Origin of the sequence: Shewanella pealeana ATCC 700345 (assembly GCF_000018285.1) — a bacterium.
Classification (GTDB): domain Bacteria; phylum Pseudomonadota; class Gammaproteobacteria; order Enterobacterales; family Shewanellaceae; genus Shewanella; species Shewanella pealeana.
Map to the genome: position 1 here is coordinate 2243047 of NC_009901.1, position 14565 is coordinate 2257611.

The 14565-nt window shown below is 43.8% G+C and carries 13 protein-coding genes; 7 read left to right on the top strand and 6 right to left on the bottom strand.

What is annotated here, in order from left to right:
- Positions 1 to 303: 303 nt before the first annotated feature.
- Genes SPEA_RS09665 through SPEA_RS09675 form a run of 3 tightly spaced genes read left to right on the top strand, consistent with a single transcriptional unit; the run spans position 304 to position 3000 of the window.
- A complete protein-coding gene (locus SPEA_RS09665) occupies positions 304 to 1356 on the top strand; it encodes a DUF2157 domain-containing protein (protein ID WP_012155087.1) in 1053 nt (350 codons plus the stop codon).
- Positions 1356 to 2510, top strand: coding sequence for a DUF4401 domain-containing protein (locus tag SPEA_RS09670; protein ID WP_012155088.1), 1155 nt, complete (start codon positions 1356 to 1358; stop codon positions 2508 to 2510). The genes SPEA_RS09665 and SPEA_RS09670 overlap by 1 nt, the downstream gene beginning before the upstream one ends.
- The gene (locus tag SPEA_RS09675) at positions 2500 to 3000 is read left to right on the top strand and encodes a GDYXXLXY domain-containing protein (RefSeq protein WP_012155089.1); all 501 of its coding nucleotides are present in this window, start codon (positions 2500 to 2502) and stop codon (positions 2998 to 3000) included. Before SPEA_RS09670 ends, SPEA_RS09675 begins: the two co-directional genes overlap by 11 nt.
- 582 nt (positions 3001 to 3582) lie before the next feature.
- Here the strand turns inward: SPEA_RS09675 and SPEA_RS09685 are convergent.
- From SPEA_RS09685 to SPEA_RS09705, 5 genes are all read right to left on the bottom strand, one after another.
- The gene (locus SPEA_RS09685; protein WP_012155090.1) at positions 3583 to 3903 is read right to left on the bottom strand and encodes a YdbL family probable chaperone protein; all 321 of its coding nucleotides are present in this window, start codon (positions 3901 to 3903) and stop codon (positions 3583 to 3585) included.
- A gap of 24 nt (positions 3904 to 3927) precedes the next feature.
- On the bottom strand, positions 3928 to 4128 hold the full coding sequence (locus SPEA_RS09690; RefSeq protein WP_012155091.1) for a YnbE family lipoprotein: 201 nt from the start codon (positions 4126 to 4128) through the stop codon (positions 3928 to 3930).
- Positions 4129 to 4239: 111 nt separating this feature from the next.
- Positions 4240 to 7554, bottom strand: a complete 3315-nt coding sequence (locus SPEA_RS09695; protein WP_012155092.1) for an intermembrane phospholipid transport YdbH family protein — start codon at positions 7552 to 7554, stop codon at positions 4240 to 4242.
- A gap of 139 nt (positions 7555 to 7693) precedes the next feature.
- Positions 7694 to 8692 carry an FUSC family protein gene (locus SPEA_RS09700; RefSeq protein WP_012155093.1) on the bottom strand — a complete coding sequence of 333 codons (999 nt, stop codon included), beginning with the start codon at positions 8690 to 8692 and terminating at the stop codon, positions 7694 to 7696.
- A 366-nt stretch (positions 8693 to 9058) separates the two neighbouring features.
- On the bottom strand, positions 9059 to 9904 hold the full coding sequence (locus SPEA_RS09705; protein WP_012155094.1) for a D-hexose-6-phosphate mutarotase: 846 nt from the start codon (positions 9902 to 9904) through the stop codon (positions 9059 to 9061).
- Between the two features lie 218 nt (positions 9905 to 10122).
- Here SPEA_RS09705 and SPEA_RS09710 point away from each other — a divergent pair, with 218 nt between their 5' ends.
- Both SPEA_RS09710 and yjjG read left to right on the top strand, forming a co-directional pair.
- Positions 10123 to 11913: an acyl-CoA dehydrogenase C-terminal domain-containing protein gene (locus SPEA_RS09710; RefSeq protein WP_012155095.1), complete on the top strand. Its 1791-nt coding sequence runs from the start codon at positions 10123 to 10125 to the stop codon at positions 11911 to 11913.
- A gap of 323 nt (positions 11914 to 12236) precedes the next feature.
- Entirely contained in the window at positions 12237 to 12929 is a 693-nt protein-coding gene (yjjG, locus tag SPEA_RS09715; RefSeq protein ID WP_012155096.1) for a pyrimidine 5'-nucleotidase, read from the top strand.
- 24 nt (positions 12930 to 12953) lie between these two features.
- On the opposite strand, the gene SPEA_RS09720 is transcribed toward yjjG, so the two are convergent.
- On the bottom strand, positions 12954 to 13565 hold the full coding sequence (locus SPEA_RS09720) for a DUF938 domain-containing protein (RefSeq protein WP_012155097.1): 612 nt from the start codon (positions 13563 to 13565) through the stop codon (positions 12954 to 12956).
- 131 nt (positions 13566 to 13696) lie between these two features.
- Between SPEA_RS09720 and SPEA_RS09725 the strand changes: the two genes are divergently transcribed.
- Together SPEA_RS09725 and SPEA_RS09730 are read left to right on the top strand one after the other, a co-directional pair.
- On the top strand, positions 13697 to 14062 hold the full coding sequence (locus SPEA_RS09725; RefSeq protein ID WP_012155098.1) for a hypothetical protein: 366 nt from the start codon (positions 13697 to 13699) through the stop codon (positions 14060 to 14062).
- A gap of 79 nt (positions 14063 to 14141) precedes the next feature.
- The gene (locus SPEA_RS09730; RefSeq protein WP_012155099.1) at positions 14142 to 14438 is read left to right on the top strand and encodes a hypothetical protein; all 297 of its coding nucleotides are present in this window, start codon (positions 14142 to 14144) and stop codon (positions 14436 to 14438) included.
- Positions 14439 to 14565 lie beyond the last annotated feature (127 nt).

Sequence of the window (14565 nt, forward strand, 5' to 3'; positions counted from 1 at the left end):
CAAATGTTCCCTACATTTGTTGGCATTTCCGCCAATCCATGGCAGTCAGTGATTTAGCAGAGCCTATAGGGATATATTTACGGCTTTTTTTGCTAAAGCACGATTGGAAAGCTTCCTTTTGGGGAGTCTTATTTGCAACAGATGGCAAAGCCACCTTCTTCAGAAGGTGGCTTCTTTACTGGCTATTGTTACGACGCTCAAATCATTGAGCAAAAACAGTTTAGTGCTTAAAATTAACCAGATATTGATTGGATACTAAAATGTAGCGACATCAAGAATTTCTAGAACATTTAGGAACAGCGAGTGAATAATCTAAAATCCGCAGTCTGGTATTGGTTCAAGCAAGAGAAGATAAGCTCGGAGTCACTGCCTGATACTTTATCCTGGGTCTGTGATAATGCTAAAAACCGACCGAGTGCCAAACAGTGGCGTGCCTTGAGTGACTTATTACTCACCTGGCTTGCAGCCCTATTTATCGGCTCTGGTTTGGTATTCTTTGTGGCGGCAAATTGGCAAACCATGAGCCAGTTTGCTCGGTTTGCTCTAGTCGAGTCTGCTGTTGTGTTAGCTATGTTTCTATACGTATTTTTACGCTGGCGCGCCCTTAAGAAGGGGGACAAGTTAGGCTTGGGTTATACCTCAGCTAATGCAGTGTTGCTGGCGCTTGCCATCCTCATCGGCAGTTTGTTAGCTCTTGTCGGTCAGACCTATCAGACTGGCGCAGATCCTTGGCAGTTGTTTACCCTTTGGGCACTATTCACCCTTCCGCTTGCTTTAGTTGCAGGCTCAGAGCTTTTATGGCTGCTCTTGGGTCTGTTATTGAATCTTGCCACTGTGCTTTATTATCAAACCTTTCCCGGTTTGTTTGGCCGGCTATTATTGTTCGATCTCGCCTTAGAGGCGTTATTTATACTGAATCTGTTAGTTCACATCTTGAGTCTGCTACTCAGTGGCAATCTAGGTTCATCCATTAATAGACCGTCCAATCGTCACCTTAGATTTTCAGCGCCTTTACTACAACAGCTCACCATTACAATCGCTGTTGTCTGTGTAACACTGCTGGCAATTGAAGAGATCTTCGATTGGAATTCGGGTGTTTGGTTATGGGTTTACTGCGCACTTATCGCAGCGGGTTACTGGCTTTATAACCTTAAATTGAAGCAGATATTTGTACTCGCCATCGGTGGTTTTAGCCTAGTCGCAGTCTTTAATAGTCTATTGACTCGTATGGTACTAGAGGGAAACGAGCCCATTGGTTTGTTACTGGTGCTAGGCCTGTGCATTATCGGAACGACCAGTTTGCTGACCCTATGGCTTCGCCAACGTCATCGGGTATTTCGTAAAGGAGGCAATTGATGAAAAATCAAATGCGTATAGCAAAATATTTTTCATCATCAGAGTCTGAGCTTAACCAACTCTGGACTAGTTTGCTTAATCGAAATCTAACCACACAGGATGATTTTCCTGAGATAGAAGATAGCAGCCCTTGGTATATCCAGCTTATGCAATCAGTTGCCGCTTGGGTAGCATCACTGTTTATCCTTGCCTTTAGCATCAGCTTTTTTAATCTCTTCTTTGATGATTTAGACACAGGTTTTGCGACGGCTGTGGGGGGATTTTATAGCGTATTCGCGCTGGTTATCTATCGAAGCATATCTGATAAGCAGCTGTTTTTAAATCAGATGGCCTTTGCCTTGAGTTTATGTGGGCTGCTGTCCCTTGGCTACGGCATGACAGATTGGTTTAGTCTGGTTCATAACAAGGAGATTGGCTTAGCATGGTATGTCACTTTTGGGGCTATCTTATTACTTCAATGGTATTTAATTGAGCACACTAGCCATCAATACGCGATGAGCTTTGGCATAATTAGCTGTCTAATTGGTGCAAGTTATGAGCTAGGACTGCTGGAGCTTATGCCAACCCTTATTATGATATTGTTTGCTGGAGTCTGGTTGAATCATAGTAAAACAGGTAAGCACTTTGCCGCTATGGGGGCATTTGGCTATATGCTTGCAATATGGCTGGTGCTAATTCAGCTGCCGTTGCTGATCAATCAATCGGACTTCTTTGGTCGAGATGAGTTTCCACTCGTCGCAGAATGGGCCAATGTGCTATCTGTTATTTCAACCTTTATTATCTCGGTTGTGTTATTAAGAAAGATCTTACAACCTCTATCCGTTTCTCTAACCAGTAAACTGGGCTTGAGTATCAGTGTTGCCATGCTTGTATTAGCAGGGCTTTCTATGGTGATGACTGGCTTGTCGGCTTCTCTGCTGGTCTTGCTTATCGGCTTTTACGTTAGGGAGAGGCTGATTACTGCATTAGGGCTTATGGGGATCCTCAGCTTTATTGCCTGGTATTACTACAATTTGCAACTGCCGCTACTCGACAAGTCCATTTGGTTAGCCGCGCTAGGTGTATTGCTGCTTTTGGCGAAGTTATTGCTGAATAAATTGCAGCCAGCCAAAATACAACAGAGCGAGCAGGGGAAGGATCGTGATGAAGTTTAAATTACCCGTTTCGACCTATATTCTGATGGCGACTGTTTTTGCGATTTTGGCGATTGTTAATTGGGACATCTATCAAAAAGAACAGCAGTTAGCTCATGGTCAAGTTGTGCGCTTGACCCTTGCACCAGTGGATCCTCGCTCCTTAATACAGGGAGATTATATGGCACTAAACTATGCCATTGCAGCCGAACTTAGAGGCTTAATTGACATGGAGACGGCTGATGGTTTATTGCAGGTCAAACTGGATGTCAACCAAGTGGCGCAATTAGTGTCTGTCGATAACGGCTCTGGGGCAGAAGAGGGCAACGATATCATAGGTATTCAATATCGAGTCCGCCATCAGCAAATCAAGTTTGCTAGCAACGCCTACTTTTTCGAAGAAGGGCAAGCTGAGCAATATGAAGCGGCGAAATATGGCCAGTTTAGGGTCAATCAACAGGGAGCTTTGTTATTAGAGTCCATGTTAGATAAGGACTTTAATGAGCTTTAGCTTGAGGGCTGTAGAAATGGCTGTGACATTCAAGAGCTTATGCAGGCTTAGTTGATAGGGTTATTTAACCTGCTGAGCTTTATGTCGCTTAAAGGCAATTAATACAATGTCTATTAGCGTAACAAGGAGTATTGCAGAGCAAACAAAATTGACTGAGTTGGTTTGGAACTGAGATAAGTTAAGGTCAATATTGTTTACAATGAAAAGGGCTGTTAACGGAGCGATTAGTGTAATTAGTGTCGTAATGGTTGTCAGATATTTTACATTCATAAACTAGCCTTTTAATTTCATGACTCAAATAACTCAAATAACTCAAATAACTCAAATAACTCAAATAACTCAAATAACTCAAATAACTCAAATAACTCAAATAACTCAATTAACTCAATTAACTCAATTAACTCAGTTAGTATTAGTCGTATGTGCCATTTCTGTCTAGTTTTTATTCAAACCTATTTGTTAAAACTACAGATAGGGATTAAATCATCAAGAGGTGATGAGGACAAGTTATTGGAGTAATAGGGCACATAGGGATAACACTTTAGGCCGCTAGAGCATAGCGGCCAATAATGCTTACGGGCACTACTTCTTAACCCATTTTCCAGATTTATTTTGAATGTAGTGACCCTTCTTCGTTGCCTGAATTGCTTTCTCAGCAGCGAGTTTGGCAACATCGCTTACCGTGATGCTATTTTTCTTGGCGATTTTCTCGTAGTGAGCCTTGCGCTTGGCATTGACAGAGCTAACAACCGATTTGGCTTCGGCTGAGCTCTTGACCACACCTAGATAGCCATTAAGCTGTTCACCGACTAGTCCTTGAGCTTTAGCATCTTGCAGTGAAATTGCAAAGGCATTAAAGCTAAGCAATAGAGCTGCAAAAAGGACAAGTAATTTTGATTTCATCATGATCTCCTTTAATTCTTTTGCTTAAAACAGTTCGTCATCGGATAAGAGTTGATCTAACTCTTTGTCGACTTTGATTTTTATCTCGTGCTCAATCTTCACATTGAGATTAATCACTATCGGTTTATCAGGTGGCTCAATCTTAACGGTTGGACTGCAACCGACTAGCGCATAACACGCAAGCATTACACTGAGTAGTACTTTTGAATTGTGCAATGTTTTCATTGGGTTATCCTTTCCTTATCGGGTTAGGCTAAATTGAGTTATTAATCGTTTTATCTGTGGTGAAACTCACAAATATTAATAACGCTTTGGCTCTATGGATGCGATAGCTGCTTAGTTTACCGCTCGCTCTATCTGATCCTGTAAATTATCGCCTATCTGTAAACTTCTAAGTAACTGTAACATGTTCTCCTCTTGAGAGTAGTTGAAGTGAATAGGTCGTTCAATACCTCGGCTGCGTCCTTTTACATTAACCTTTAATACAGCATCGCCCTGAGCATCCATATCAAAACTACTTGAAAGTTCTGAATAGTTTAAATGTTCCAGAGCGGAGAAAGCGAATTCTAGATAAGGTTGGCTCTGGCGCATCTGTTCAACGGCAGGGTTGTTACCTATGGCGATTAGGCCGCCAGGGGCTCGCGCTGCGAGCCGACCTCCTGTGATACTGGCTTTGCCTTTTTCTATATTAACCGGCAGTACGCCATCGAAAATACCATCGGCGTAGATCCCCACTTGGGGTTGGATTGCTAGCAGCTGTTCTAGATCAATTTGCTGTAGTACAAAATAAGCCGATGAGGGGTTTTTAAGGTTTAGCTGAAACTGTGGAATTAATAACTGGCCACCCAACAAATTGCCTTGGGCTGTTAATCCAATAGATGCCTGTTTTATGCCTAGCAGCTGTTGCGCTAAAGCCAAGTTCTGCGCTTCTTTATCCTTATTAGTTAACTCAATCTCTTGCTCATTCACTAGCTCATTATTCGCTTCTGAGGCGGACTGGGTGGCGAAAGATATTGCGGCTTCTGCGTTGATATCGGTGATCAGTACGCCAGGGTTAAAGGCTTTTAAAGAAAGGCTGATATTGTCGCAGTTAAATGCGCTCTCGCGCTTATTGGCGCTATCTTGCAGCCAGTCAAATTGGCACTGGGTGTCCATATTGCCACCATCGAAGGGCAGGTTGTTAAGGCTACCTTGAATATCACTAACCTTTGGATCCAGTGTTAAATTGAACGCCAGCTTTTGGTCTCTATTAAGTTGGTAATGCATGGTTAAGTCGGCATTCCCCTTAATATCCAGTGAGTCAGGCAAACTGTCGGTTTGGCTTAAAAACGCCAAGATTGGCGCAAATTCACTACTAAACTGCCAGTCCCCCGTTAATTTAAAGCGGCTCAAGTCATCGAATCGATTATTGAGCTCAGGCGCGAATTGATGCTGGCTGCTGAGGAAGAGATCATTGATCTTCCAATTTTCATCACTGTTAATGCGCTGCTGTTTAAGCTGGAGTTTTTGATTTAAGTCTATGGACTCAAACTGAGCCAGCTTTTGCTTGATCAGGCGCCTCTTGTGTTTACTGACTCTAGTATCGGCTTTAGCGCTGCTCGATTGGCTAGCTCGGTTATATCCTGATTTGTCTAGGGTCAATTGTGCAAGGCTGATATGAATCTCATTGCTAAGTGTGTGGTTGAGAAGCTGTGACACAAATGATGAGTCGGCATTAGCGCTATCTTTTCCTTTTGAATCAAATATTAACGGGATAGCCTGCTTAAGCTTGATGTCAGCGTTATCGAGCCACAGTTTATAGTTTTCTTCAAGGGCGTTATGCAGCTGTAAATTGCCATCGACGCCGGTGACTTGATAGCTAAGGGCTGGGATGGTGAGCAGAGTTTGCCCTTGCAGGAACTGGTACTCAATAGGAGAGTCGATAGAGAGCTCTGTCTGGCCGATTTCACTTTCTAGGTGTGAGGGGGCGATAGTCGTGCTGGCAGCTTGTACTTGGCTACTGATCTTGATGCCTTCGGCTTGCTGCGAGGCGCCACTTGCGATTGAGATGCTATAGCTTGTTTGCTGTTGTGTCTGGTTAAAGGCGAGCTTTCCCTCAATGTTTAATGAGGCTTTATCTATCTCAATAAGGTAAGGCAGCTCAGCTAACTTAGGCCACAAACGGTTGAGGGTTATAGATTGTTGATGTGCCGCCTTGAGCTGCCAGTTGGCGTTTAGCTGGTAATAGTTAGCTACTTGCTTGTGTATTTGGCTGTTAGTTTGTGCTTGCGGTGATCCATCTGCCGTAAAGGTTTGATAGCTTAGTGACGAAACTAATAGTTTGGCTTCGAGTTTACTGTTTAGTAATGCCAGTGACAGTTTGGGTATAGACAGTGCCTCCTGGTCGATTTGATAGCTTAAGCCCTCATCGAAGCTAAGTAATAGGCTTGGTTTTTGTTGCGTCTGTTTTTCTTTGGTTTTACCTCTGGGATTAACTGTAGCTGTAACTTTGCCGCTAGTGAGGCTTAGCTGCTCATATAGTTGGCTCAGCGCTTGCTCGAACGGTTTGTCATCGACTAACGAGAGTAGCCGTGTAAGTTGCTTATCGCTGTTTATACTTGAATTTAAGTTAGCGTCAGCATTGAGGTTATTCTCTAAGGCGACTGGCAACTCGAAGGGTAAAACCGTTAACTTTGGCGTGGCAAGATGGCCGTTGACCTCGAAATCTAGCCTGCCTAATGGCTGTACACTGTCGCTAAGGCTAATGGGCTGCAAGATAAGTTTGGCATAATCATTTAACACTAAGCGGGTGCCTTGCAAATTATGGTGAGAGGTCAGTTCTGCGGTTTTTAAGTCGAGTGTCGCCGCCGAGTCGAGTGTGGCATCGAGCAGGACGTGCTTATCATCTAACATCTGAGTCAATCGATATAGCGGCGCCAATAGGCTCATATTTGAATCGATGGCATTAGCAGACTGATTGGCATCGAGGCTTTGCTCTACTGCGGCTAATCGACGACTAAAAGATTGCAACAAAGTTAAGTCAATCTTAGTTGATGTATGCCATTGTTTTTGATTGAGCTCAGCCGATAAATCGAGCAGAGGCTTGTGATCAACCTTAAGCAGGCTTTTTAGCTCACCGAGCCTGTTTAAACTTAGCTGTTCAAGCTCAAGCGTTGGCGCGCTATCTTCAAGACCTTTAATGGCTATACGGATGTTATCGAGCCTGATCTCGGGGAATGCATCAAAGTTGAGGCCGATAGTCGGGCCAGTTTCATTGCTATTTTGGCTCGATGCTTTTAATGCACTGGGCGCCAGTTTTACCTCTATATTTGCCACAGACAACGCGAGGAGATCGCTAACCTGAAACGCCCAAGGTTTAGTATTTTCATCGAATAAGAGATTGAGTCCAGAGATTGTAATATCAGTGTCGTGTATCGTTAATTCAGCTTGTGAAACTTGCCACTGACTTAGCCTGATAGGCTTAAATTTGAGGGAGTGAATTTGAGTCTGATAAGGCACTAGAAATTGATTGGCGAAATGGATAGTGAGTCGCTCATAATGCCAAAGCGCTATGCCTGCAACCACAGTCACAAGAGCAATCAAGCCAAGGCATGAGAATAATATAAAGCGCGGGGCTTTTTGTCTCCAGTTTCTGTTTACTGCCTGTGACACTTGCAAGATCCCATCTGTAGTTGGTTAAGGAGCGGGTTGCTTCTCGCTTTCAGTATAGTCAGAGGATTCTAACACCTTAACTAATGAATTGAATAGGTGAGCAACGTGTAAGGCGTTTTTTGTACAGATGAATCACTTGTTATTTTATCTTTGGTTTATTGGGCCACCATTTCTTCCCTATATGGAGTAATAGCAGGCTTACTGCAACCCAAGCACAGCCTATTAGCGTATCAATAAAGCGCCAGCGGATCAGAAATACATCCCCTCCCTGTTGTTGCATTGCTAAGTCAACAATAAGCAAAATTATCAGGGTAATGAGTCCACTGAATAGCATATAGTTTTGGCGTAAACAGGTCGGTATAAAAAGAGCGGCTAACATGACCACTAAAGGTAGACCCCAAATGGGTAAGTAAACGATTGTGCCATAAGCACAGATTACCCCCAACAAGGTACCAGTTATTCGCATTTTGACTTTTTCCCATGCATTTTGTTCATCAATATGCATAACAAAAAGAACAGTTAGGCCGACCCAAGAGGCATGTTGAACATTTAGCCAATCAGCAGTTAACATTGCAGCTAGGATAGTGATGGGTAGCGTAAAGCCATAAAGTGGGCCATTTAGGTGGCCAGTCCTTAGTTCACGCCATTCATTCCATGGTGACCAACTTTTTGCTTGGGTCGGCAAAAAGCGTGTCTGTATAACAGTAAGTAAAAATGCCAGTGTAGCGCCTACAAAGTAGGCTAACGCAGTATTCAATGTGGCTGAGAACCCCATTTCGTCAAGCATTAAGGCTGCAGCGACAAACTTGCTTAGTAAACTAAAGTAGCTTTGTTCGGGCTTAGGTTGACCTGCTATATAGCTTAAAATCAACAGAGCAGTAATCGCCAGCTCTCTGTGTCCTAGTAAGAGTTTTCCAAGCATGGCAGAAAGGATCATCAGTAACATTCCCCCCATCATTGCCATAGCTTGTTGTTTTGGCTTGCAACGCGGATCGAGTCGTAATGTAAACATAGCGCCAAGGGCGATAAAGGCTGATGTTTGTGCAGAAAGCCAAGGCTGTAATAAAAATGGAGTTCCCATGGCGATGGTGTAGAGGCAACCGCGGATCCAATCATCATTGTTAGGCATTACGAACATTTGAGGGCCCAAATTTTAGTCTGATAGAGATTACTAACATATCAGAAGGTAATACCGTCTGTTTTATTGGTACATTTACTAGATCTTCAATGTAGCTGATTAGAAAAAGTGTTAGGGCTTCGACGATACGATTACTTTATCCTAGTTCATTTATGATTATTTGGATTGCTTGATGCTAGTGCTAGTTTTGGCTGTAGGTTTTTGGGGCTGAAATCAATAATATCATCAACATCAACTAGTGAATCGATGTCTAAAAATGAGAACAAGTAATATCTTTGCTGTGGTTCCCTTTGCCTCATCGATATGAGCTACGGGGATTCTTGATTGCGCTAGAAGAGATCTACGATTGTAGACCTCTTGCTATGATTATTTCCAACGAATAGTAGTCGTTAAAGTATGACTCTCGTTTGGCGCGAGTGTTAGCTTATCTTCTAAAACATTAGCAGCCTCTAGGCAGACCATGGTCTGATAGTCATCGCTATTGAATCGAGATAAACGAGTCGATTTTTCTATCCAAGGGTTCCAAAGCACGGCGCTGCTGCTGTTTTCACGGCGTACTTCTATCACACCATCTGGGGTATGTAATTCTTGGCATTCGCCTAAGTCGGTATAGACGCGGTCAGTTTCACGGGTGAAATCGACGCTATCTCCCTCTTGCTGGAACGGCCCTTTAGCAAATTCAATATACTTAGATGTTTCAAAGCCTGTTGCGGTTAACTGATGAATATCATTAATTGGGAAATAGCTGTGTAGCGCCTGTGTTAGGCTGACATCGTAATCACAGTGATTGGTGTTGACCAAACTCACTGACAGCGTGTCGCTTAGGCTGAACAGTAACTCAACACTGGTATCGTGGGGCCAGTATTGCTTATCTTCTTCGCTTATCTTAAGGGTAAATTTCAGATCAACAACTTGATTACGCATTTTCACTGACTCCAGTGACCAAATGCGGGTACGTGCAAAGCCATGCTGTGGGAAGTCAGGGTTATCACTCATGCCAAACCAAGGCCAACAAACAGGGATGCCACCACGAATACCACTGCCTGGCTGATAATCATCGGCGCTGGATACCCAAAGTAATGGTTTTTTCCCTACAGGCTCAAAATAATCAATTTGTGCCCCTTGCATAAAAATTCTGGCCTTACACAAAGGAGTATTGACGTCGACATATTCTAACCCGTTAGCATGTTTACTGGTGGTGACCGAACCCATTTGGAGTTGTCCTTTCATAGCGTTAGCACGAATAATTGAATTAGCTTACCCGTTTTTCAAGATCTAGATAAGCATTCTTTCGACTGTATTTACGGTAATGCTGTTCTCTTGTACAAACAAACACATTTTATTGCTGAGTTTTTGCTCAAACTTGGTTAAGGTGGTCAGAGCACTGACCATAACTATCACACTAATAAGAAATTGAAAGGGACGACACCATGCCGATTTACCAAGCGCCTATCCGCGATTATCAGTTTGTACTAGGTGAACTACTCAATATTTATCAGCAAGATAACCTAAGTGGTTTTGACGAATTCGATCCAGAGTTGATTGATGCAGTGCTTCAGGGCGTCGCCGATTTTACAACCGACATTATGTTGCCGTTAAATGGTAGTGGCGATGTAGAGGGGTGTCGTTTGGTAGAGGGAAAGGTGATCACCCCTCAAGGCTTCATCGATGCTTATCAGCAGTACGTTGATAATGGCTGGGCAACCTTAACCTGCGATCCCGAATATGGTGGGCAAGGGTTGCCGGAAGTGGTGGGTATTTTTGCCACCGAGATGAAAACGGCGACCAATATGGCGTTCGCCATGTACCCCGGCCTGACTCATGGTGCCTACGCTGCAATTCACGCTCACGGCAGTGAAGCATTGAAAGCCAAGTATTTAGACAAGCTGGTTAGCGGCGAGTGGACCGGTACCATGAATTTAACAGAGTCCCATGCGGGCACCGACTTAGCTTTACTGCGTACCAAAGCTATCCCAACTGGTGACGGCAATTACAGCATCACTGGAGAGAAGATATTTATCTCTTCTGGCGATCATGACTTAACCGATAACATTGCCCATTTAGTGTTAGCCAGACTGCCCGATGCCCCAGAAGGCGTAAAAGGGATCTCTCTGTTTGTGGTACCTAAAATCTTAATTAATGACGATGGCAGCTTAGGCGAATCAAATAGTCTTTATGCGGCCAGTCTAGAGCATAAAATGGGGATCCACGGTAACTCTACCTGTGTGATGAATTTTGACGCTGCAATAGGTGAGCTAGTGGGCGAGGCGCACCAAGGTCTAAGAGCCATGTTCACCATGATGAACCAGGCAAGACTAGGGGTTGGAGTACAGGGGCTAGGTGTGTCTGAAATTGCTTACCAAAATGCCGTCGCTTACGCCAAAGACCGCATTCAAGGTCGTGCTTTAAGTGGCGTGAAGCAACCTGAGCAAGCGGCCGATTCAATATTAGTTCATGGTGATGTACGTCGTATGTTGCTATCACAAAAGGCCTTTAACCAAGGTACGCGTGCATTAATGGGGCAGCAAGCGCTTTGGCTTGATCAGGCACAAAGGGATTGCTCCCCCGAGCAAGCTAAGGCCGCATCTAAACTGGCCGCACTGTTTACACCGATTGTGAAAGGCTTCGTGACAGATCAAGGTTTTAAAGCCTGCGTCGATGCCCAACAAGTATTTGGTGGCCATGGTTATATCCATGAATGGGGCATGGAGCAATTTGTGCGTGATAGTCGTATTGCGATGATCTATGAGGGAACCAATGGGGTACAGGCATTGGATCTTGTAGGACGAAAAATATTGTCAGATAAAGGTGCGACGTTGCAAGCATGGTCTGGGCAAGTAAAACAACTTATCCAAAGTAATATAGCCAATGAGGCTATGAAACCTTACCTTGACGGGCTGATGGATGCGGCCGGCGATCTTGAAAAGGCCACTGGTTATATTGCTACTAATGCAAGTAAGAACCCAGATCTTATCGGCGCTGCATCAATGCCTTATATGCAGATCTTAGGGATCACGGCATTAGCGTGGATGTGGACGCGCAGCGCCGAAACTGCGCTAGCGGCTTTGGCCAATGGCAGCGATGAAGTGGCGTTTTACCAAGATAAGTTAAACACGGCGCAGTTTTACATGAACTATTGGGCGGTACAGACCCGTAGTTTGCGTAAACAGATCCAAGCGGCAAGCGAAGGGATCATGGCATTTGATGACAGTGCCTTTTAAAGCATAGCGGCGGCTTTACCTAAAGCCGCTTTTTACGAGCAATGGTGGTAAGTTAAGCTCAAACCGATTTAAAACGAAAAATGTAAAACGAAAAACTAAGAACCCAGTATAAACTGGGTTCTTTGCGTTAAAAGCTATCAATCAGGAAGCGCTCACTTTGTTTGCTACGACAAGGATGCGAAGAAAAGAAAAATTTCGGGCTGGTTTTATATCTGCTAAATCAAGATGGTTAATAGCAAAAATGCATCTCAGTCTTGGACAATAAAAAGCACTTAAGATAACCTTGGCCAACTTTTATTGTGGTAATTTTTAATAGGATTGAGATGCAGTATAAATGGGTACTTTTTGACGCCGATGAAACCTTGTTTCACTTCGATGCATTTCAAGGGTTACAGCTGATGTTCTCCCGTTTTGATGTGGATTTTACTCGTCAAGACTTCATGCAATATCAAACGGTTAACCAGCCACTTTGGGTAGACTATCAAGATGGCAAACTGACCGCCAAAGAACTACAAAATATTCGTTTCGAATCTTGGGCGCAGAAACTGGCAGTTTCAACCCAGAGGCTTAATAGTGACTTTTTAAAGGCCATGGCGGAGATCTGTCAGTTACTACCCGGGGCACAAGAACTGATTGATAGCCTTTCTGGTCGGGTCAATATGGGGATCATTACCAATGGCTTTACCGAGTTGCAAACGGTACGACTCGAGAAGGTCGGCTTAGCTCAGCATTTCTCGCCCCTAGTGATCTCTGAAGAGGTCGGAATGGCTAAGCCAGATATCGGCATTTTTAACCACGCCTTTGCTATGATGGGCCACCCAGCTAAAGAGTCGGTGTTAATGGTGGGCGATAACCCTCATTCTGATATTCTAGGTGGGTTAAATGCTGGTATTCACACCTGCTGGCTTAATAGTCATGGAGCCGAAAAACCCCATGATATCGACCCTCACTATCAGGTGAGTTCGTTATGCGAATTAAGACTATTACTCACCGATAAGACCATTAATCCGAGTTAAGATGGTGGCTAAATGCTTTAGCTTTTAGCGTTTTTTCTCGAAATGAAGCAAGCGGTTATTGGCAGGCATGGGGTGATCTTCGATTAACTCCAAGCCTTGCGTCGCAGCAAGCTCACTTATCCATTCGATATCACGGATGGCACTTTGTGGGTTTTGCTGCAGTAACCATTGGTCGAAATTACGATTGCTATCGCTAGTATATTCCCCATTATAGTTAAATGGGCCATAGACGCAGAAATGGCCGCCCTTAGCTAAGTGTTTTCCAATCCCTGCAAAGAAAGCCTCGACCATCCCTTTCGACATGATATGTAAAGTATTAGCACTAAAAATACCATCAACAACTGCAGGTTCGAACTGTGTTATCGGCCATGGCTTAGTGACATCAAGTACCAGCGGCGCACGTAAATTAGTGCTGGGCTCTGCGGCTATCCAAGCATTGATCCCATCATGGTAGTCGAGTTGATCGCTGGTTTGCCAGATAAGGTGTGGTAGCAACTTGGCAAAGTGTACCGCATGCTGACCCGTACCACTGCCAACCTCTAGCACATGTCTGACTTGGGCAAAGCTGCGCTCTAACACGGCGGCGATGGCAGTTCTGTTATTTTCACAAGATTGAGAGTAGGGTAATGAGCTCAAAATAGCGTCTTCATTTTTGGGTTAAGCCACTGTTTTACCGCGTCTACTGAATGAATTCAACCCTTGCTAGGTGTTGCCGACAAAAGGCGCTACTATCTAGGCTCAAATAAGCAGTTAATTAAGGCAAGACTTTGGCTATAGAACAAACTGAGATTGTTGCACTGTTAAGTGAACTTGAGTGCAGAACCAATTTTTCAATCAAGAAAGTAACCGAATACATGCTGCCTAAGTTAAAGGATCCTTTCTACCTGTATGTCGATGGCAAACAGGCGCAATTGGTGATCCGCCCAGCCTATGAAGTATTTAAAGCCGATTTAGCGGCACTCGAAGGGGTAAATGCCAAAGAGCAGTACTGCCATTATTCAGAGATGACACGATTCCCTAAACGCGTGCAAAAGAGCGTTAATGGCATTCATTATGGTTTAGCATTTAGCTTCGATAGCGCCGATGGATTAAAAGGTTTTATCAAGCAGTTGATCACTATCAACCAAGGCTGATACTAAGATAAAGCTGAAGAAAACCTCGACATGAAAAGCTGAAGAAAAAAGTCTGTATAAAAGGTAGCGATAAAACCTGATGAGAAAAACCGATAAGAAGATTGATAATGCCATCCGTCTAGCCTTAACTCAGGTTTGTGAAGCGCTGAAAGATGAGGTTGAAGGCTTTATTTGGCTGACTCATAGCGTCAATTTTTCACAGGGATTAGACTCTTTAGTGATCACCTTTATGTTTGAGTCGCAAGCCTTACTCGATAAGGCTAATTCAGAACAACAGACACTGCAGATGATAGCCTTGGCTCAGGCGAGTCTAGAAATGGAGAACATCTGTTTAGCGAACCCTAAGAAACAGTGCCGCTTTAAGGTAAACGATTAAGCTCATCTACTTATTTACTCAGCTACTAAGGCTATTGAATCAGGCAAAAGTTGCTGAGAAATGCAGGTGTAAGCTTGTTGAAACATTCTTATACTAAAATCTATAACAGTACGCGGCTAAAGATGGT

Bases quoted from the DNA above. Each gene is read 5' to 3' on its own strand.
- SPEA_RS09685 (WP_012155090.1), bottom strand. From the start codon at position 3,903: ATGAAATCAAAATTACTTGTCCTTTTTGCAGCTCTATTGCTTAGCTTT.
- SPEA_RS09730 (WP_012155099.1), top strand. From the start codon at position 14,142: ATGAGAAAAACCGATAAGAAGATTGATAATGCCATCCGTCTAGCCTTA.
- yjjG (WP_012155096.1), top strand. From the start codon at position 12,237: ATGCAGTATAAATGGGTACTTTTTGACGCCGATGAAACCTTGTTTCAC.
- SPEA_RS09700 (WP_012155093.1), bottom strand. From the start codon at position 8,692: ATGTTCGTAATGCCTAACAATGATGATTGGATCCGCGGTTGCCTCTAC.
- SPEA_RS09705 (WP_012155094.1), bottom strand. From the start codon at position 9,904: ATGGGTTCGGTCACCACCAGTAAACATGCTAACGGGTTAGAATATGTC.
- SPEA_RS09670 (WP_012155088.1), top strand. From the start codon at position 1,356: ATGAAAAATCAAATGCGTATAGCAAAATATTTTTCATCATCAGAGTCT.
- SPEA_RS09675 (WP_012155089.1), top strand. From the start codon at position 2,500: ATGAAGTTTAAATTACCCGTTTCGACCTATATTCTGATGGCGACTGTT.
- SPEA_RS09710 (WP_012155095.1), top strand. From the start codon at position 10,123: ATGCCGATTTACCAAGCGCCTATCCGCGATTATCAGTTTGTACTAGGT.
- SPEA_RS09690 (WP_012155091.1), bottom strand. From the start codon at position 4,128: ATGAAAACATTGCACAATTCAAAAGTACTACTCAGTGTAATGCTTGCG.